Origin of the sequence: Bradyrhizobium sp. SZCCHNRI3043 (assembly GCF_032377735.1) — a bacterium.
Taxonomy (GTDB): domain Bacteria; phylum Pseudomonadota; class Alphaproteobacteria; order Rhizobiales; family Xanthobacteraceae; genus Bradyrhizobium.
Genome location: NZ_JAUHID010000001.1, coordinates 612,853 through 631,232, shown reverse-complemented (window position 1 = coordinate 631,232; position 18,380 = coordinate 612,853). Strand labels below are relative to the sequence as shown.

The 18,380-nt window shown below is 64.4% G+C and carries 17 protein-coding genes; 8 read left to right on the top strand and 9 right to left on the bottom strand.

From position 1 onward, the window contains the following. Nucleotides 1–76 precede the first annotated feature (76 nt). Entirely contained in the window at nucleotides 77–1,132 is a 1,056-nt protein-coding gene (locus QX124_RS02960) for a phosphatase PAP2 family protein (RefSeq protein ID WP_315736678.1), read from the top strand. A gap of 84 nt (nucleotides 1,133–1,216) precedes the next feature. Here QX124_RS02960 and QX124_RS02955 read toward each other — a convergent pair whose 3' ends face one another. From QX124_RS02955 to QX124_RS02925, 7 genes are all read right to left on the bottom strand, one after another. Further along, complete coding sequence (locus tag QX124_RS02955) at nucleotides 1,217–1,912, bottom strand: ABC transporter ATP-binding protein (protein WP_315796189.1); 696 nt, start codon at nucleotides 1,910–1,912, stop codon at nucleotides 1,217–1,219. Next, nucleotides 1,912–2,661: an ABC transporter ATP-binding protein gene (locus QX124_RS02950; protein WP_315796187.1), complete on the bottom strand. Its 750-nt coding sequence runs from the start codon at nucleotides 2,659–2,661 to the stop codon at nucleotides 1,912–1,914. Before QX124_RS02950 ends, QX124_RS02955 begins: the two co-directional genes overlap by 1 nt. Next, a complete protein-coding gene (locus QX124_RS02945; protein ID WP_315771339.1) occupies nucleotides 2,658–3,950 on the bottom strand; it encodes a branched-chain amino acid ABC transporter permease in 1,293 nt (430 codons plus the stop codon). The genes QX124_RS02950 and QX124_RS02945 overlap by 4 nt, the downstream gene beginning before the upstream one ends. After that, nucleotides 3,947–4,894 carry a branched-chain amino acid ABC transporter permease gene (locus tag QX124_RS02940; protein ID WP_315736674.1) on the bottom strand — a complete coding sequence of 316 codons (948 nt, stop codon included), beginning with the start codon at nucleotides 4,892–4,894 and terminating at the stop codon, nucleotides 3,947–3,949. Before QX124_RS02940 ends, QX124_RS02945 begins: the two co-directional genes overlap by 4 nt. 117 nt (nucleotides 4,895–5,011) lie before the next feature. Beyond that, nucleotides 5,012–6,244: a branched-chain amino acid ABC transporter substrate-binding protein gene (locus QX124_RS02935; protein WP_315754896.1), complete on the bottom strand. Its 1,233-nt coding sequence runs from the start codon at nucleotides 6,242–6,244 to the stop codon at nucleotides 5,012–5,014. 244 nt (nucleotides 6,245–6,488) lie between these two features. Further along, nucleotides 6,489–7,760 (bottom strand): serine hydrolase domain-containing protein, encoded by a 1,272-nt coding sequence (locus QX124_RS02930; protein ID WP_315771337.1) that lies wholly within the window; start codon nucleotides 7,758–7,760, stop codon nucleotides 6,489–6,491. A 136-nt stretch (nucleotides 7,761–7,896) separates the two neighbouring features. Next, nucleotides 7,897–9,117 carry an ABC transporter substrate-binding protein gene (locus QX124_RS02925; RefSeq protein ID WP_315771335.1) on the bottom strand — a complete coding sequence of 407 codons (1,221 nt, stop codon included), beginning with the start codon at nucleotides 9,115–9,117 and terminating at the stop codon, nucleotides 7,897–7,899. Between the two features lie 282 nt (nucleotides 9,118–9,399). On the opposite strand from QX124_RS02925, the gene QX124_RS02920 reads away from it, so the two are divergent. Both QX124_RS02920 and QX124_RS02915 read left to right on the top strand, forming a co-directional pair. Beyond that, nucleotides 9,400–10,092 (top strand): TetR/AcrR family transcriptional regulator, encoded by a 693-nt coding sequence (locus tag QX124_RS02920; RefSeq protein ID WP_315771333.1) that lies wholly within the window; start codon nucleotides 9,400–9,402, stop codon nucleotides 10,090–10,092. Nucleotides 10,093–10,143: 51 nt separating this feature from the next. Then, a complete protein-coding gene (locus tag QX124_RS02915; RefSeq protein ID WP_315771330.1) occupies nucleotides 10,144–12,189 on the top strand; it encodes an acetoacetate--CoA ligase in 2,046 nt (681 codons plus the stop codon). 21 nt (nucleotides 12,190–12,210) lie between these two features. Here QX124_RS02915 and QX124_RS02910 read toward each other — a convergent pair whose 3' ends face one another. Further along, nucleotides 12,211–13,116, bottom strand: coding sequence for a ribonuclease Z (locus QX124_RS02910; RefSeq protein ID WP_315771329.1), 906 nt, complete (start codon nucleotides 13,114–13,116; stop codon nucleotides 12,211–12,213). Then, nucleotides 13,109–13,420: a hypothetical protein gene (locus QX124_RS02905; RefSeq protein ID WP_315771435.1), complete on the bottom strand. Its 312-nt coding sequence runs from the start codon at nucleotides 13,418–13,420 to the stop codon at nucleotides 13,109–13,111. The genes QX124_RS02910 and QX124_RS02905 overlap by 8 nt, the downstream gene beginning before the upstream one ends. Between QX124_RS02905 and dinB the strand changes: the two genes are divergently transcribed. From dinB to chrA, 5 genes are all read left to right on the top strand, one after another. Further along, on the top strand, nucleotides 13,353–14,462 hold the full coding sequence (gene dinB, locus QX124_RS02900) for a DNA polymerase IV (protein WP_315771327.1): 1,110 nt from the start codon (nucleotides 13,353–13,355) through the stop codon (nucleotides 14,460–14,462). The genes QX124_RS02905 and dinB overlap by 68 nt on opposite strands. Nucleotides 14,463–14,632: 170 nt before the next feature. Then, nucleotides 14,633–14,911 carry a metal/formaldehyde-sensitive transcriptional repressor gene (locus QX124_RS02895; RefSeq protein WP_315736666.1) on the top strand — a complete coding sequence of 93 codons (279 nt, stop codon included), beginning with the start codon at nucleotides 14,633–14,635 and terminating at the stop codon, nucleotides 14,909–14,911. A gap of 7 nt (nucleotides 14,912–14,918) precedes the next feature. Then, a complete protein-coding gene (locus tag QX124_RS02890) occupies nucleotides 14,919–15,980 on the top strand; it encodes a nickel/cobalt efflux transporter (RefSeq protein ID WP_315796182.1) in 1,062 nt (353 codons plus the stop codon). A 181-nt stretch (nucleotides 15,981–16,161) separates the two neighbouring features. Continuing rightward, on the top strand, nucleotides 16,162–16,983 hold the full coding sequence (locus tag QX124_RS02885; protein ID WP_315736664.1) for a sulfurtransferase/chromate resistance protein: 822 nt from the start codon (nucleotides 16,162–16,164) through the stop codon (nucleotides 16,981–16,983). Next, nucleotides 16,980–18,371, top strand: a complete 1,392-nt coding sequence (gene chrA / locus QX124_RS02880; protein ID WP_315796180.1) for a chromate efflux transporter — start codon at nucleotides 16,980–16,982, stop codon at nucleotides 18,369–18,371. The genes QX124_RS02885 and chrA overlap by 4 nt, the downstream gene beginning before the upstream one ends. Nucleotides 18,372–18,380 lie beyond the last annotated feature (9 nt).

Below are 18,380 nucleotides of genomic sequence, written 5' to 3'. Positions count from 1 at the left end.
TGTTGGCCTGATTGGCCGTAACAAGACACCGACGGGAAACAAGTCGAAATCCATTGAAACGTGAGAGCGGACGACAATGTCGGACACCGCCGCCGGTGGTCTATTGCCTGATCTCAGCCGCCGCTGGCTCGCCTGGACAAAGAGCGTCTTGCAACGGGCGCATGACAGCGGGGATGCAGCGACGGCCTGGGCCGTGTTCCGGTTCAACTGGGCTGTCATGACAGCACTTTGGGTGCTGTTCGGACTGTGCCTGATCTTTACGGACTTTCGCATCGAACCAATCGGCTACGTCGTCGTGCTGTCGACATCGGCCGCCTATGGTCTCATCGGCTACGCCAATGCACGGTCGGCCCAGCGTGCCAAACCCTGGATGTTCTCATTCCTGACCGGGATGGCCCAGACCACCCTGGCATCCACCGTGCTGGCGTCACTGTCCTACATTGCGACGGCCGCCAATCTGCCGCTTCAGGACGCCAACCTGCTCGCCCTCGATCGCGCCCTTGGCTTCGACTTTCGCGAGTACTTGTCGTTCGTCAATGACCGTCCGTGGGCCGTCTTGACCCTCGCGTTCGGCTATCGATCCATTTCCTGGACGATCTGCATCATCGTCGTGGCCCTTCCCTTGTTGGGCCACTATCGCCGGTTTGCAGAGTTCAACCTCGCGATCAGCCTGACGCTGGCGCTGACATGCATCATCACCTTGTTTGTTCCTGCACTCGGCGTGTACCACGCGTTGGAGCTGCCGCCGTCCGCCTACGCAAACCTCATCCCGCAGGCCTATTTCGACACGGCGCGCGAGGTGCCCCTGGTTCGCGATGGGACGCTGCGCCTGTTGGACACCAGCCATCTCGCGGGGATCGTGACCTTTCCGAGCTTTCACGCGGCGGCCGCGGTTCTCGACGGCTGGGCGCTGTGGTCGTTGCGCTGGTTGCGACCATTCAATGTCCTGATCCACGGCGCGATGCTGCTCTCGACCCCGATCGGCGGCGGACATTTCCTCGTCGACATGATCGCCGGCATCGCGATCGCGACGGCGTCGATCTGCATCGCGCGCCTCGTTGCCCTGAGGCTGCGCGAGCGCCACGCCGCGTTTCCGCACCGCATGCTGCGACATCCATTGCCTCAGACCTGAACTGATGGATTCGGGCACGGCAGGATGTCTGTTGCACTTCTGCCCGAGCTGCATCGGCGAACGCGTGCCCGCAGTCCGCGCACCTCACACTTCGAGCCACTCCTGCCGGACCGCGGTGTTGGCCTTGAGCTGATCCGGCGTTCCTTCGAACACGACACGGCCATGGCCCATGACGTAGACGCGCTTCGAGATCCGCATGGCGATCGAGAGCTTCTGCTCGACCAGCAGGATCGCGACGCCCGCCGCTGCGATCCGGGCGATCAGATCGCCGACCTGCTGCACGATCAGCGGCGCCAGACCTTCGGTCGGCTCGTCGATCATGATGAGGTCGGGCTCGCCCATCAGCGTCCGGCAGGTGGTCAGCATCTGCTTCTCGCCGCCCGACAAGACGCCGGCCGGCGTATCGGCGCGCGCCGCGAGATTGGGAAACATGTCGAGCATGTCCTGAAGGCGCCACTTCCCCGGCCGCCGCGTGTCCTTGATGCCGAGCACGAGGTTTTGCCGGACGGTGAGGCTCGGGAAGATATCGCGATGTTCGGGCACATAACCGAGCCCAAGGCGCGCGATCTTGTAGCTCGGCAGACCTGCAATGTCCCGGTCCTTGAAGCGGATCGTCCCCTGCGGGCTGACCTCGCCCATGATCGCCTTCACGGTGGTCGAGCGGCCGACGCCGTTGCGGCCGAGCAGGCTCACGACTTCGCCGGCGGCGACGTCGAGGTCGACGCCCTGCAGAATATGGCTCTTGCCGTAGTAAGCGTGGAGGTTCCTGACTTCGAGCATCAGTGGGCCTCCTCGCCGAGATAGGCTTCCTTCACCTTCGGGTCGCGACGGATCTCCTCCGGCGTGCCCGACGCGATGATGTGGCCGTAGACCAGCACCGAGATGCGATCGGCGAGGCCGAACACGACGCTCATGTCGTGCTCGACGATCACCAGCGTCCGTCCCTCGGTGAGCCGGCGGATCAACGACACGGCGCGCTCGGTTTCCGCGTGGCTCATTCCGGCCGTCGGCTCGTCGAGCATGACGACCGTCGCACCGCTCGCAATGGTGACCCCGATCTCCAGCTCGCGCTGCTCGGCATAGGTCAACAATCCCGCGGGAATGTCACGCCGATGCGTGAGATGGATGTCGTCGAGAATCTGGGCGGTCCGCTCCCGCACTTCCGGGAGACTGTCGACGTTCTTCCAGAACGCGTAGCGATGCCCGGTCGCCCACAGCACGGCGCACCGGACGTTCTCCCACACGGTCATGCGGGCGAACACGTTGGTGACCTGGAACGAGCGCGACAGGCCGCGCCGATTGATCTCGAACGGCCGCAGGCCCGAGATGACCTCGCCGTTCAGCCTCACCTCGCCGGAGGTCGGCCTGATGTGTCCGCTGATCAGGTTGAACGTCGTGGACTTGCCGGCCCCGTTCGGGCCGATGATGGCGTGGCGCTCGCCCTTGGTGACGCTGAGATTGAGGTCGCGGATCACGCCGACATTGCCGAAGCGCTTTTCGACGGCACGAACTTCGATCGCTGCGGTCATGCCAGATACCCCCGGTCACGCGCCACGGTGGCGGCCCTGTCCCAGGCTTCGGCGATCCGCTGCCACGTCCACCGCCCGACGACGAAGCCGGCGACCACCAGAATCGCGGCGGCGCCCCATGTCGCCGGCGATTGCGGATTCAACGCCATGCCGAACAGGTTGATGGCGTCACCACCCGAATAGCGCGCGACCGTCTCGATGGTCAGGATGACGCCGTAGGCGAGCGCCGCGGTCGGCACGATGGCCACGAGATAGGAGGGGATCACCATTCCGAGCGTTCCGGCACGGACCAGCGGCCGGTGCATCATCAGCAGACCGGCAATGCCCCCGGGTGAGAACATGACGATGCCGATGAAGATGATGCCGAAATAGAGCTGCCATACGCTGGTGAGGCTCGTCAGCCCGAGCTGGAGATAGGTCACCAGGATCGCGCCGAGGATCGGACCGAAGAAGTAGGCCGTCCCGCCGATGAAGGTCGCGAACAACACGAGGCCCGACTGGATTGCACCGAGATAGGCGGAATTCGCGATCTCGAAGCTGATCGCCGCGAGTCCGCCCGCGATGCCGGCGAAGAACCCGGCAAAACAATAAGCGAGATAGCGGACGACGTGCGGATCATAGCCGATGAACTGGACCCGTTCGGGATTGTCGCGCACCGCATTGCTGATCCGTCCCAGGGGCGTCCGGGTCAGCGCATACATCGCGATTGCTGACAGCACCAGCCAGAACGCGATCAGGTAATAGACCTGCAGCTGCGGGCCGAAGGTCCAGCCGAACATGCGTGGCAGAGCGGTGCGGTCGGTGGTGATGCCGGCTTCGCCGCCGAACACCGAGCGCAGGATCAGCGACGACGACGCCACGAGCTCGCCGATGCCGAGCGAGATCATCGCAAACACCGTGCCGGCGCGCTTGGTCATGACCCAGCCGAGGACGATCGCGAAGGCGAGGCCGCCCAGCCCGCCGAACAGCGGAATGAAGGGCAGCGGAATCGGCCAGCCATGCGCCACCACCGCGTTCATCATGTGACAGGCCGCGAAGCCGCCGAGGCCGTAATGAACCGCGTGGCCGAACGACAGCAATCCGGTCTGACCGAGAAGGACGTTGTAGGAGAGCGCGAACACGATCGCGATCCCGATCAGGCTGAACGAGGTCAGCGATCCGCCCGAATTGAAGAGCAGCGGCAGCACGATCAGCACGGCCACGCCGATCAGCCAGACGGCGTAGAAGCGGAGACGGGAGCCGGCGGGCTTTGCCGCGAGATGAGACGCGGAGGTGACTGCTGCGGTCATGATTCGCGAGTCCCCATCAGGCCCACGGGGCGCACGATCAGGACGAGCACCAGCAGCAGGTAGGGAACGATCGGCGCGACCTGCGCGATCGTCACGTTCCAGATGTCGGTGAGCACCGATGGCCCTGCGGAGGGATCGAGAGGTCCGAAGGCGCTCGCCAGCGAGCCGTTCAACGCGACGGCGAAGGTCTGCACCAAGCCGATCACCAGCGAGGCGATGAAGGCGCCCGGCAGCGAGCCGAGGCCGCCGAACACGATCACCACGAACAGGATCGGCCCGAGCGCGGCGGCCATGTCGGATTGCGTGACCAAGGCGGGACCGGCGATGACGCCGGCAAGGCCGGCCAGCGCGCTGCCGACCCCGAACACCACCATGAACACGCGTCCGACATTGTGGCCGAGATGGCCCACCATGTGGGGATGGGTCAACGCCGCCTGCACGATCAGGCCGACCCGGGTGCGCTTGAGCACGATCAGGAGCACCACGAAGATCGTCACCGATACCGCCAGCATGAAAAGCTTGTACGCCGGATAGTTGGTCGAGAAGATCGTGAACGCGGGAAAGTCCAGCAGCGCCGGCACGCGATAGTCGAGCGGGGTCCTGCCCCATATCATCGAGACGATCTCCTCGATGGCGAATGCGAGGCCGAAGGTCAGCAGCAACTCGGCGACGTGGCCATGCTTGTGCGTGTTGCGCAGACCATAGCGCTCGACCGCCATGCCGATGGCCCCGACCAGCAGCGGCGCGAGCAGCAGGGCCGGCCAGAAGCCGACCCACTTCGTGAGCTGGAAGCCGAAGAAGGCGCCGAGCATGTAGAAGCTGGCGTGAGCAAAATTGAGCACCCCCATCATGCTGAAGATGACGGTCAGCCCGCTCGACAGCAGGAACAGCAGCATGCCGAACAGCACGCCGTTGAGGGTCGAAATGACGATGAGTTCAAGCACGGCGCACTCGCGAATGTCCCGGGCTTCAATGCCCTGCCGCTCATTCTCTGACGGACCGACGCACGGCCGGCGCCACTTCCCGCACGCTGACCTCGTGCGGGAAGCCGGCGCGGATCGTTACGGACGCGCCATCTTGCACGTCGTCGACACCATGGCCTGGGGCGTATCGACCCTGGAGACCAGGTGCCATCCCCAGCCGGTGTTCTCCTCGTCGAACGTCTCGTTCGCCGCGAGCTTGCCGAAGGACGAGACGTAGATCGGCTGCAAGAACTGATGATCATCCTTGCGCATGAAGCCGGTGCCGCCATCCAGCACCTCGAGCTTGAGGTCCTCGAGCGCGGCCGCGACCTTCACCGGGTCGATGGAGTTGGCCTTCTCGGCCGCCGCCTTGAACATGCGCATCTCGTTGACCGCGCGCGGGTACCACAGCGACATGTTGACCTTGGCGCGGAACGCCTTCTCGTAGTCCATCGCGGCCTGATGGCCCGAATTGGCGAAGCCTTCGGTCAGTTGGAAGACCTGATGATCCAGACCCGTCTGCTTGATGGCGGTCGGGCCGCCGGCGCCGCCCGCATAATAGGTGTACCAGTTGACCTTCAGGCCGGCATCGGCGGCGGCCTTGAGCAGCAGCGCGATGTCCTGGCCCCAATTGCCGGTGATGACGCTGTCGGCGCCGGACGCCTTGATCTTGGCAATGTAGGGCGAGAAGTCCGTGATCTTCAGCAGCGGATGCAGCTCGTCGCCGACGATCTGGACATCGGGCCGCTTCGCCGCGAGCATCTTGCGCGCGTCGCTGCGGACCGACTGGCCGAAAGAATAGTCCTGATTGATCAGATACACCTTTTTGATGGAAGGGATGTCCTTCATGTAGTTGGTGAGCGCCTCCATCTTGATGTCCGAGCTGGCGTCCCAGCGGAAATGCCAGTAGCTGCATTTCTCGTTGGTCATGCTCGGATCGACGGCGGCATAGTTGAAGTACAGCACTTCCTTGCCGGGATTGCGCGTGTTGTGCTTGTTGACGAAATCCTCCAGCGCGAGCCCGACGGACGATCCGTTGCCTTGCGTGATATAGCGGACGCCGGCGTCGATCGCCTTCTGGGCCTGGACCAGGCTCTCTTGCGGATTGGTCTTATTGTCGAACGGCACGATCTCGACCTTATGGCCGAGAATGCCGCCCTTGGCGTTGAGCTCGTCGGCCAGATACTGGAACGTCTTCAGGCCCCCCTCGCCGATACTGGCGCCGCCGCCGGACAGCGGATCGATATAGCCGATCTTGACGGTGTCCTCGGCTTGCGCGGCGTGACCGAGCATCGGGACGATCAGGGCAATGGCCAAAGTTAGCTTGCGCATAGTCTTGTTTCCTCGCGGGCTGTCGACTTCAGTCGATCGATGCGCATGATCGCGCAATTTGAAGAAGCACTGAGCAGAATAACGGCCGGATGACAAGCTCGGCATGACATGAACGCATGTTGCCGCTCCGGCAATGTGAGGACAGGCGGCTCGCCGCTGATCGGACGTTTCATTCGGCGGAATGTTGGCGTCCACATCCTGGACGAATCCGCCCGACACGCGGGGGTGACAAGCGCTGCCCCGGTCATGTCGCTTGTTCCACAATGTGGGACAACGCGGCGTAGGTTCCACGCTGATAGACGGGAAGAGCACGGCGGCCGGCAGCGCCGCGCCCGGTGGCAATCGTGGCCCCTGTCCCCGCCGAGACCGGCACTTGATGCTGAATCAGATAGATCATGATCAGGTCATTGACGGGATCGGCCTGCCACCAGGTGCCGAAGATGCCCGGCCAGGTCATCGAGCCCGGTGCGCCACAGGCATAGGGATTGCCGGTGGAATCCTCGGCGATCGCAAGTCCGAGCCCAAATCCGGAGGTCTGCCACAGCGGCATGCCGGCGAAGGGAATCTCGCGCTGCGCGTCAATCAGCCGGTTGGTACGCATCAGGTTGACGGTTTCGGGTCGCAACAGCCTGACGCCGTCCAACTCGCCTCCTCTCAGCAGCATGCGCGCGAACCGATGATAATCGGGCGCGGACGAGATCAACCCGCCGCCGCCCGGCGTATAGGCCGGCGGCTCGTCATACATGACCGGCTCGACCTTCACGAGCCGCCCCGCCGTCTCGTCATATCCATACAGGCTCGCCAGACGATCTCGCCTGGCGTGCGGCAGCCAGAAATCGCTATCGACCATGCCGAGCGGCGTGAAGATGCGCTCCTGCAGCACCTGCCGGAACGGCTTGCCTTCGACCCGGCCGATCAGGAAGCCGAGCACGTCGGTCGAATGACCGTAGTGGAAGCGGTCGCCGGGCTGATACGCCAGCGGCACCGTGCCAAGCGCAGCGAGCCATTCGTCGGGCGTGGACCGGTTCATCGCGGGATCACCGAGCGCGCGCTCATAGGCGAGCTTGAGCGGGCCTTCCGAGAAGAACGCATAGGCGATACCCGAACGGTGCGTGAGCAGGTCCTCGACGGTGATCGCGCGCCGGGCGGGCACGGCATCGTCGAGCGGGCCGGCGGCGTCACGCAGGACCCGCAGATCGGCCAGCTCTGGAATCCACCGGGAGATCGGGTCCGCCAAGGCGATCATGCCTTCCTCGACCAGCATCATCGCCGCCACCGAGGTGATCGGCTTGGTCATCGACGCGATCCGGAACAACGTATCCGGGCGCATCGGGCTCTTGGTTTCGACATCGCGCCAGCCGATCGTCTCGGCATGAACGATCTCGCCGCCGCGCGAGGTGAGAGACACGATGCCGGCGAGTTCGCCGCGATCGACGAATGCGGCGAGTTCCGGGCCGATCGCCGCAAGCGCCGCAGGATCGAAGCCGCGACGGCGGCAGACGGCTTCACTGGTCATGAGCGGGCGCTCCGATGGACAGGGGTCAGCTTTCGGCCACCGGCCTTCGCCGCGGCACCGTGACGGCAAAGCAGAGGCCACGGGATGGCCGGGCGCACAAGCAGCGCCCGATCAGGCCGTGGCCCGGTGAGAAGCTTCAGTCCGCCTTGAAGTCGTCGGTCAGGATCGGCCCCGATATGATCCAGCGCTGACCATCGAATTTCATCATCTGGAATTGCTTGCTGATGCGGTAGTCATCGGGGGTCGTCGTCACCGACATTCCCGGCAACCCGAGATCGGGAACGAAGCCCTTGATGTTGGTCGCCTGCTTCATGATGTTGGCGCGCGTCAGCTCGTCGCCGCATTGCCTGAGAATGTGGACGAGCAGAGCGGCCGTCGAGTAGCCATAGGTCGCAAAGCCGCTGTTGGCGTCCTCGCCGGGCGCGTATTTCGCCATGAACGCCTTGTAGCGTTTCATGCCCTCGTCATCGGCCCATTGCGGATCGAGCGGATCCTTGCCGTAGGCGACCGAGATAATGTCCTTGGCATGCTCGAGCCCCGCAGGCACGAGCACCTGACCGACCGCCGTCGCGTTGACCTCCAGGATGTGGACGGGCTTCCAGCCGAGCTCGGCGGCCTTCCTGATCGATTGCGCCGCGAATTTCGGCGTCGACATGTTGTAGAAGAGGTCGGCGCCCGACGCCTTCAGCGTCACCAACTGGGAATCGACCGTCGGGTCGGACAGCTCGTAGGACAGCTCCTTCACGATCATGCCGGCCTTGGCGCCGAGCCCGTCCTTCAGGCCCTTGACGTAGTCTTTGCCGAGGTCGTCGTTCTGATAGAGGATGCCGATCTTCGCGTTCGGATAGGTCTCCAGGATGTATCTTGCGTAGATGTGCGCTTCCGACTGGTAGTTCGGGTTGGCGGAGATCGTCCACGGAAAGTTCTTGGGATCGGTGAAGCGGGACGCTCCGCTTCCCGCCAGAAGCTGCGGAACGCCCTTGCTGTTCAGATATTTCTGGACCGCGGCATTCGGCGGCGTGCCGATGATCTGGAACGTGGTCAGCACCTCGTCGCTTTCGACCAGCTTGCGCACCTGCTCGACCGTCTTCGGCGGGCTATAGGCGTCATCGTATTGAATGAGGTTGATCTTGCGACCGTTGACGCCGCCCTGCTCGTTGATCATGCGGATATAGGCCGCCTCCGCCTTGCCGATGGCACCGAAAGCGGAAGCCGGCCCGCTGAGTGGATTGGTCTGGCCGATCTTGATCTCGGTGTCGGTCGCGCCGACGTCGTATTTCTTTTCAGCGGATGCCGGGGCTGAAAGGCCCACGCCGAGCATCAGCAGGGCAGCCGCCGTCGACTTGATCCGTGTCATGTGTCCTCCGTGAGCGGCTGATCCATGGCCAGCCGATTGTTTTTGATGATGTCCGCGCACGACGAGACTGGCGACGCGCTGCCCGCCGCCCGATCGTCGACCGCCTTCCATCAGGTCTCCGAGACCTACCGTCCGGCCGGCCGCCGGTCAAGTTCATTCATTTAGCACTAAATGAAAATGTTGGAAGCCCGAAGTCCTGCTTGACCGGGCGCGCCCACCCCCTCATCGTCAAAACACCAACGGTGCCGTTCCTGTGTGCGCCGATCAGGGACCACGGAGAGCATGCCAGCAGAGCCGAAACCCGAAGGGCGCCGCACGCGCGCGGAACAGCGCGCGACGACGGTGAAGCTGATCCTCGACACCAGCGAGGAGCTGTTCGCGCAGCTCGGCTATTTCGGCGTGACGATCAAGGATGTGGCGGACAAGATGGGCATCCATCCTGCGCTGATCCATTACTACTTCGAGGGCAAGAGGGCGTTGTTCGATGCCGTGTTCGAACGCCGCATGGAATACGCGGTCACGGTGCGCACGGCCGGGCTGGATGCCTACGAGGCCAAGGTCGGAGATCGTCCGACCGTTGAAGGCGCGCTGCGTGCCTATTATGACGGCGCGTTCGACGTCTACGTCAACGAAGAGGACAACTGGCGACACTTCGGCCGTATCTTCGCGCAGGTCGCCAACGCGCCGGGCTATGGCGTGGAGATGATGGACACCTATCTCGATCCGCTGGTGCTGCGTCTCATCGGGCTGCTGCAGAAGGCGTTGCCCGACGCCAAGCCTGAGGACCTGTTCTGGAGCTTCCAGTTCACCTCCGGCGCCTACTCGCTGATCCTGTCACGGACCGGCCGGATCGACCGCCTGTCCGGCGGCCTGTGCAAGTCCGACGATTTCGCCGCGGTCCGCGAGCGGTTCGTGACCTTCATGGCCGGGGGCTTCAACGCGCTCTACAAGCGGCGGAAGCAGAAGTCGAAATGAGCGCCTCTTGGCGTCTCCTGGCCGTACCATGCAAACAAGCCGGAACGAATGATGACAGCTCCCTATGTCCCGCAAATGGCCCTCTATCGCCAATGGCTGAGGGACAATCGCGGCCTCCACTTCGAGAACTTCGAGCAGATGCGGCAATGGTCCATCCGCGACCTCGACGGATTCTGGCGCAGCATCTGGGACTATCATGACCTGCAGTCGCCGACCGCGTTTTCGACCGTCCTCGGCAAGCGCACGATGCCGGGAGCGGTCTGGTTTCCGGGCGCTTCGGTCAACTACGCCCAGCAGGTCTTTCGTCACGTCGACGCCGCCGATGCGGCGGGCCTGCCTGCGATCATCAGCAGTCACGAGGACGGCAGGCTCACGGAGACGACCTGGCCCGAGCTTCGGCGAAAGGCAGCCGCCCTGGCGCTGCATCTGCGCGAGCAAGGCGTGGCGCCCGGCGACAGGGTCGCCGCCTATCTGCCCAATATACCCGAAGCCATCATCGCGTTTCTCGCTTCGGCGAGCATTGGCGCGATCTGGAGCGTTTGCGCGCCCGACATGGCCGCGCCCGCCGTGATCGACCGGTTCAAGCAGATCGAACCCAAGGTGCTGATCGCCTGCGATGCGGTCACCTATGCCGGCCGCCGGCACGATCGCCGCGGTGTCGTCGAGGAGCTGCGCCGGTCGTTGCCGACACTCGGTCACGTCATCCTGCGCAGTGACGATGCCGGCGCGCAGGTGAGCGACGGGGTTCGTCTCTCGGACGTTCTGGCAAGAACAAGCCCTGGCGTCGATGCCTTCGAACCGGAGCGGCTTCCGTTCGATCATCCGCTCTGGATCGTCTATTCGAGCGGCACCACCGGGCTGCCGAAGCCGATCGTGCATGGTCACGGCGGAATCATCATCGTCACACTCGCCCTGCTCGGACTGCACAACGACATCGGCTGCTCGTATCAGCCAAATTCGTTCGGCGAGCGCTATCACTGGTACAGCTCGACCGGCTGGATCATGTGGAACAACCAGGTCGGCGCGCTTCTGAACGGGACCACGTGCTGCATCTTCGACGGCAGCCCCGCCGGACCGAAGGATCGTCCGGACTGGACCACGCTGTGGCGATTCGTGGCGAATTCGAAATCCACCTTCTTCGGTGCGGGCGCGGCGTTCTTCGCGAGCTGCGTCAAGGCGGACATCAACCTGGCCGACGCGGGCGATCTGTCCCATCTGCGTTGCCTCGGGTCCACCGGCTCGCCGCTCAGCGCCGACACGCAGGCCTGGTTCGATCAGCGGTTCGCGGCGCTGTCGCAGGTCAATGGCTGCCGGGCGCAGGCGCAAATGTGGTGGGCCAACATCTCGGGCGGCACCGACTTCGCCGGCGCCTTCATCGGCGGCAATCGCGAATTGCCGCAGGTGCCCGGAACAATGCAGTGCCGCGTCCTCGGCGCAGCGGTCGAGGCCTTCAACGACCAGGGCAAGCCTGTCATCGGCGAGGTCGGAGAGCTCGTCTGCACCGCGCCGATGCCGTCGATGCCGCTGCGGTTCTGGAACGACGCGGGGAATGTGCGCTATCTCGCAAGCTATTTCGACGCCTTCGAGACGCGCGAGGGCGGGCCGGTCTGGCGGCACGGCGACTGGCTCAAGGTCGATCCGGACGGCTCCTGCGTGATCTATGGTCGTAGCGACGCGACCATCAATCGCCACGGGCTGCGCATGGGGACGAGCGAATTGTACTCGGCCATCGAAGCGCTGCCGGAGATCCTCGATTCGCTGGTCGTCGATCTCGAATATCTCGGCCGAGACAGCTACATGCCGCTGTTCGTGGTCCTGCGCGACGGCGTCGCGCTCGATGCGGCGATGAAGCGGAAGATCAACATGGCGGTGGAAAGCAGCCTGTCGCGACGCTTCGTGCCTGACGACATCTTCGTGGTTGCCGAGATCCCGCGCACGCTGTCCGGCAAGAAGCAGGAGCTCCCGATCAAGAAGCTCCTGCTCGGGCAGCCGCTCGACAAGGTTATCAACCGCGATGCGATGGCCAATCCCGGTTGCCTCGACTGGTACATCGCGTTCGCCCAGAGCCGTTTGCAGAGCGGCTCGGGTGCGACGTAGCAGACGTGCCCGAACGAGCCGCTAGACCACCATCCGGTCGAAATCGATCGCGACTCGGCTGTCAGGAAAGATCTCCCGCGCCTCGGCGAGGATCTCCTCGTCGGGATAGCGGCCGGAGATGTGGTTCAGGACGAGCTGCCTGACGTTGCTCGACGCCGCGAGCCCGGCGGCCTCCGCGGCCGTCAGGTGGCCGTAGTCGCGAGCCATGGCAGAATCGCGCCGGAGGAAGGTCGCCTCGATCACGAGCATGTCCGCGTCGCGGACGTGCTCGTGCAGACCCTCGGTCGTTTCCGCATCGCCGACGATGACGAGCTTCTTCGGTCCCTGCGGAGGCCCCAGAACATCCTCGGGATCGATGGTTCGGCCATCCTCCAGCGTGACCGGCCGGCCCTCCGCCAAGGCCTTCCGCACGGGCCCATCGGGCACGGCGAGCGCTGCCAGACGCTCTGGCAGCAGATGGCGGCGCGCTCGACTCACAAATTCGAAGCCGAAGCTGTCGGTGTCGCGGTGCCGGACGGGAAAGCAGTTGATCGTAAACTCACCGGCGTTGAGAACCTCCCCGCGCCTGAGCGGTACGAACTCAAGCTGGATCGGCGCGCGGCCCTCGCCCCACAGCCCCGCGAGCATTCGGACCACCACATCGAGCGTGCCGGGGCTGCCGTGGACGCGCATGATGTCAGCGCTCCTGCGCAGCCGCAGGGTGGAAAACAGTCCGGGAATGCCGAGGACATGGTCGAAATGGCCGTGGGTGAGCAGGATCCGATCGAGCCGCCGAAAGCCTGCCCCACCGCGGAGCAGCTGACGCTGGATCCCCTCGCCGCAATCGACGAGAATGCGATGCCGGCCTGCTCGAACGAGAAGGCCGGGATGATTGCGGTCCGCGGACGGAACGCTCGCCGAGGTCCCCAGGAACGTGAGCTCAAACATCACAGCCGGGCCAGGCGAATTTCGGTCGCGGCGGCGTGACCCGTTTTGACAACGGGTCCCGGCTGCGCTGCTTCGTTTCAATCACCGTAGGCCATCCTTTTTTCTGAGCGCTTTTCCCCAGCCGCCGTTTGATGGCCTGACGGGCAGATCTCATCGCAACGCCGCCGTCAAAGGGACGTCGCAGGCAGCGCTCGGGCCGGGCAGACTTCATCGCCACGCTCTGATAGAGCTTGGCGATGCCAAGCTCCGGTCCGGAACAGGATGCCGCGCCGCCGGCCATTCGCAAGATCATCCACATCGACATGGATGCATTCTATGCGTCGGTCGAGCAGCGGGACAATCCCGAGCTGCGCGGCAAACCCGTGGCCGTCGGCGGATCGCGCGAGCGCGGCGTCGTGGCAGCCGCAAGCTACGAGGCTCGGGCGTTCGGCGTGCGCTCGGCCATGCCGTCGGTGACGGCAAAGCGCCAGTGCCCGGACCTGATCTTCGTCAAGCCGCGCTTCGAGGTCTACAAGGCCATCAGCCAGCAGATCCGCGCCATCTTCGCCGAGCACACGCCGATCATCGAACCTCTGTCGCTGGACGAGGCCTATCTGGACGTCACCGAAAACCTGCGAGGCATTCCGCTGGCGCGCGACATCGCGTTGCAGATCCGGGCCAAGATCAAGGCCGAAACCGGACTCAATGCCTCCGCGGGAATCTCCTACAACAAGTTCCTCGCCAAGCTGGCCTCGGACCATCGCAAGCCCAATGGGCAATACGTCATTTCGCCGGAGATGGGTCCGGTCTTCGTGGAGGGGCTGCCGGTCGGCAGGTTTCACGGCATCGGCCCGGCGACCGCTGCGAAATTCAACGCGCTCGGAATTCATACCGGCCTCGACATCCGCAATCAGACCCTGCCCTTCCTCCAGCAGCACTTCGGCAAAGCGGGCAACCACTACTATTGGATCTCGCGCGGAATCGACAATCGCCCGGTCCGAGCCAATCGCATCCGAAAATCCGTCGGCGCCGAAAACACCTTCTCGACGGACCTGACGGAATTCGAGCCGATGCTGGCGGAGCTGCAGCCCCTGATCGACAAGGTCTGGCAGCATTGTGAAACCAGCGGCAACCGAGGCCGGACGGTCACGCTGAAGGTCAAGTTCGCCGACTTCGACATCATGACGCGCAGCAGGTCCGTCGCCCACGCGGTCGGGAGTCGCGAGGATCTGGCCCGGTTGTCCGTTGCTCTCCTGCAGAGCGAGATGCCGTTGCCCAAGCCGGTGCGGCTCCTCGGCGTTTCGCTGTCATCCTTGCAGCAGCAGAATGACGCCGGGGCGGACGCGCAGCTGCCCTTGCTGATCTGAGGCGGGCTGGACGGTCCGATCATGCGTCGAGGGCGGCGGACGCACGTCGCGCGCAACGTCGTCCATGTCGAGCCGGGCTGGCTCGAGAAGCGCTCCTGCCACGGGCGAAAGACCGGTCGGGGTCCCGGAGTCCTGTTGACCTCTGTAGGGTACCCCCCTATCTTATAGAGATGTCGCACACGATCAAACACAAGTCGAAGCTGCTTGCGCGCGTCCGGCGCATCAAAGGACAGATCGATGCCGTGGAACGGGCGCTGGACGCGGAGCTGGGCTGCGCCGACGTCCTCATGCTGGTGGCGTCGGTCAGGGGCGCCATCGGAGGCCTGACCACCGAGCTGCTGGAGGATCACATCCGCCACCATGTCGTCGATCCGGCGCACGAAAAGGACCCTGAAAAGGCCAAGGGCGCCGCGGACCTCATCGAAGTGGTTCGAACCTATCTGAAATGACACTCGCATGACCGACCTGTCTCACCTTCTGCAACAAAGCAGCGCGAACGCGTGGCTGTTCGTCCCCAGCGCCATCGTTCTAGGCGCGCTGCACGGGCTCGAGCCGGGTCACTCCAAGACCATGATGGCTGCGTTCATCGTCGCGATTCGAGGAACCGTTTTTCAGGCCGTGCTGCTCGGCCTGTCGGCAACCCTCTCCCACACCGCGATCGTGTGGGTGATCGCGCTGGCCGGGCTTCACTTTGGCCAGGAACTCTCCGGGGCGCGGAGCGAAGCCTATCTGCAACTGATCTCGGCCGTCGTCATCATCGGCATCGCCGTGTGGATGGTCTGGCGCACGTGGCGGGATAAGAATGAACATCACGGTCATCATCATCACGACGCGCCGACATCCGTCGTGCTGACCGGACGTACGTTGTTGCTCGAGATCTTCGAAGACGGCGTGCCGCCACGCTGGCGAGTCCGGACCGAGTCCGGCGCGCTCCCTCCGGCCGGCGAACTCCAGCTTACGACCATTCGCGGAGATGGCGACGCGCAGAGCTTCAGCTTCCGCGCCGCAAGCGATTACCTGGAGAGCATCGAGGAGATTCCCGAGCCGCACGCGTTCAAGGCACGGCTTGCGCTTGCGGGTGACACTGCCGAGATCCTGTTCGAGGAACACGGGCACGATCACATAGACCTCGGCGATGAGGACGATGCCCACGCACGCGCCCATGCGGACGACATTCGAAAGCGCTTTGCGGGACGCACGGTCACGACCGCGCAGATCGTCGCCTTCGGTCTCACAGGCGGGTTGATCCCCTGCCCCGCCGCCATCACCGTCTTGCTGCTCTGCATCCAATTGAAGCAGTTCGCCCTCGGCTTCATTCTGGTGCTGTGCTTCGGCATCGGTCTGGCGATCACGATGGTCTCGGTTGGCGTCGTGGCGGCCCTTAGCCTGCGGCACGTCGAGCGGCACTGGAGCGGGCTCAGTCGCTTCGCCCACCGTGCGCCCTACGTCTCGGCGGCTCTGATCGTGCTCGTCGGGGTCTATACGGGGTGGCTGGGTCTGCACGAATTCATCACGTGAGGCCCGCGATCCGGGATCCAGCCGGACAGGGAGAGATCAGCGCGTTACCTCCGCGGCGTTCCCGGCCCATCCGGCAGTTGACAGCCGAGCCATCGAGCGCTTTATTTCGCTTACGGGGATGTGCGATCTCCCCGCGAGGCGACATGCCCAAGAATCGCGTCCTGGTCACCAAGGGCGCAACATGTCATCATCATACACCTCGATATCATCCGAAAAATTGTCTCGACTGATCGGCACGGCGACCTCGCCACGGCTCGTCGACGTGCGTGTCGACGAGGATTTCGCCGCCGACCCACGCCTCATCCCCGGCGCCGTCAGGCGCTCCCATCTCGACGTCCAGCAATGGGCACCGAGCTTCACCGGCCAATCGGTTGTCGTGATCTGCCAGAAAGGCAAGAAGCTGAGCGAAGGCACCGCGGCCTGGCTCCGGTGCAGCAACGTCGCAGCCGAGGTCCTCGAGGGCGGGCACGTCGGCTGGACAGAGGCACAACTCCCGACCGTGCCAGCCGACAGAATTCCGAGCAGGGACGACCGCGGCCGCACCGTCTGGGTCACGCGATCACGCCCCAAGATCGACCGCATCGCCTGTCCATGGCTGATCCGTCGCTTCGTCGACCCCGCCGCGGTCTTCCTGTTCGTGACGCCGGCCGAAGTCGAAGCCGTCGCCGAGCGTTTCCAAGCCACTCCCTTCGACATCGAGAATGTCTTCTGGAGCCACCGCGGCGAGCTTTGCACCTTCGACGTCATGGTCGAGGAGCTCGGTCTGCGGACACCACCCTTGGAACGACTCGCCACGCTGGTGCGTGCCGCGGATACGGCGCGACTTGATCTCTCGCCCGAGGCTCCTGGCCTCCTTGCCGCTTCACTCGGCCTGTCGCGAATGTATGACGACGATCTGGAGCAGCTGAGCGCCGGCCTGCTGCTCTATGATGCCTTCTACCGCTGGTGCCGCGACGCCACGAAGGAGGCGCACAACTGGCCGACCAGCAAGGTGAAGTCATGACGGACGTCGCAGCATCCCGGAAGCCGGTCGCGGCGGAGCACGCCCACGGCATCTCCTTCAATGAGGCGCTTCTCGTCTGGATCCGGGTGGCCGTGCTGAGCTTCGGCGGCCCCGCCGGTCAGATCGCGGTCATGCATCGCATCCTCGTCGAGGAGAAGAACTGGATCTCGGAGAGCCGCTTCCTGCACGCCCTGAACTACTGCATGCTGTTGCCCGGCCCGGAGGCGCAACAGCTTGCGACCTATATCGGCTGGCTGCTGCACCGGACCACGGGCGGCATCGTCGCAGGAACGCTCTTCGTTCTGCCCGGCATCTTCGCCATCATGGGCCTCAGCTACATCTATGCAGCCTATGGCAATGTCGGCGTCGTCGAAGCCTTGTTCTTCGGCCTCAAGGCGGCCGTGCTGGCGATCGTGATCCAGGCCGTCGTCCGCGTCGGCAAGCGTGCGCTGCGCAATCGGATCATGATCGGACTGGCGGCCGCAGCCTTCGTCGCGATCTTCTTCTTCGGGGCGCCGTTTCCGATCATCGTCATTGCCGCCGGAGTCATCGGCTTCGTCGGTGCCCGCCTCGGCCGGCCGGAGTTCGCACCCCTCGAGCACGGCGGCAAGAGCGCCGGCGCGATCGACAGCATGCTCGGAGAGGCCGTGCCGGATCACGTCCGTCCGAACGCTGCGCGCACGCTGCGCGTGGCGGCCGTCTGGCTCGCGATCTGGCTCGTCCCCGTCTTCGCACTGCTGATCCTGCTCGGGCCGAACGACGTCTTCGGCCAGATCGCGATCTTCTTCAGCAAGATGGCGATGGTGACGTTCGGCGGCGCCTACGCCGTGCTCGCCTACGTCGCGCAACAGGCCGCGGAGTACTATCACTGGGTTGCTCCGCGCGAGATGCTCGACGGCCTCGGCATGGCGGAGACGACTCCCGGTCCCCTGATCATGGTCGTCCAGTTCGTGGGCTTCATGGCCGCGTTCCGCGGCGCCAGCGGGCTGTCTCCCATGCTCGCCGGCACGCTGGGCGGACTGCTGGCCACGTGGGTGACGTTCGCGCCGTGCTTTCTCTGGATCTTCGTCGGCGCGCCCTACATCGAGGCGTTGCGGGGAAACAAGGCGCTCGGCGGCGCGCTCTCGGCCATCACCGCCGCCGTCGTGGGCGTGATTCTCAATCTGTCGATCTGGTTCGCGCTGCACACCCTCTTCCGCGAGACCTTTCCGATCCAGGGATTTGGACTGTCATTCGACGTGCCCCGGCCGATGAGCATCGACCTGCCGGCCGTTGTCCTGTCGGTTGCGGCCGCTACGGCCATTTTCCGCTTCAACGTGGGAATGCTCGTCGTGCTCGCCGCCTCGTGCATCGCGGGCATCCTGATGCGCTTTGCGGGCGTCATCTGAGAGCACGCT

Excerpts from the sequence above, each read along its gene's own strand:
- QX124_RS02950 (WP_315796187.1), bottom strand. The coding sequence starts at position 2,661 with ATGACCGCAGCGATCGAAGTTCGTGCCGTCGAAAAGCGCTTCGGCAAT.
- QX124_RS02895 (WP_315736666.1), top strand. The coding sequence starts at position 14,633 with ATGTCGCACACGATCAAACACAAGTCGAAGCTGCTTGCGCGCGTCCGG.
- QX124_RS02955 (WP_315796189.1), bottom strand. The coding sequence starts at position 1,912 with ATGCTCGAAGTCAGGAACCTCCACGCTTACTACGGCAAGAGCCATATT.
- chrA (WP_315796180.1), top strand. The coding sequence starts at position 16,980 with ATGACGGACGTCGCAGCATCCCGGAAGCCGGTCGCGGCGGAGCACGCC.
- QX124_RS02905 (WP_315771435.1), bottom strand. The coding sequence starts at position 13,420 with ATGTCGATGTGGATGATCTTGCGAATGGCCGGCGGCGCGGCATCCTGT.
- QX124_RS02890 (WP_315796182.1), top strand. The coding sequence starts at position 14,919 with ATGACCGACCTGTCTCACCTTCTGCAACAAAGCAGCGCGAACGCGTGG.
- QX124_RS02915 (WP_315771330.1), top strand. The coding sequence starts at position 10,144 with ATGACAGCTCCCTATGTCCCGCAAATGGCCCTCTATCGCCAATGGCTG.
- QX124_RS02960 (WP_315736678.1), top strand. The coding sequence starts at position 77 with ATGTCGGACACCGCCGCCGGTGGTCTATTGCCTGATCTCAGCCGCCGC.
- QX124_RS02930 (WP_315771337.1), bottom strand. The coding sequence starts at position 7,760 with ATGACCAGTGAAGCCGTCTGCCGCCGTCGCGGCTTCGATCCTGCGGCG.
- QX124_RS02920 (WP_315771333.1), top strand. The coding sequence starts at position 9,400 with ATGCCAGCAGAGCCGAAACCCGAAGGGCGCCGCACGCGCGCGGAACAG.
- dinB (WP_315771327.1), top strand. The coding sequence starts at position 13,353 with ATGCCAAGCTCCGGTCCGGAACAGGATGCCGCGCCGCCGGCCATTCGC.
- QX124_RS02935 (WP_315754896.1), bottom strand. The coding sequence starts at position 6,244 with ATGCGCAAGCTAACTTTGGCCATTGCCCTGATCGTCCCGATGCTCGGT.
- QX124_RS02885 (WP_315736664.1), top strand. The coding sequence starts at position 16,162 with ATGTCATCATCATACACCTCGATATCATCCGAAAAATTGTCTCGACTG.
- QX124_RS02910 (WP_315771329.1), bottom strand. The coding sequence starts at position 13,116 with ATGTTTGAGCTCACGTTCCTGGGGACCTCGGCGAGCGTTCCGTCCGCG.
- QX124_RS02945 (WP_315771339.1), bottom strand. The coding sequence starts at position 3,950 with ATGACCGCAGCAGTCACCTCCGCGTCTCATCTCGCGGCAAAGCCCGCC.
- QX124_RS02925 (WP_315771335.1), bottom strand. The coding sequence starts at position 9,117 with ATGACACGGATCAAGTCGACGGCGGCTGCCCTGCTGATGCTCGGCGTG.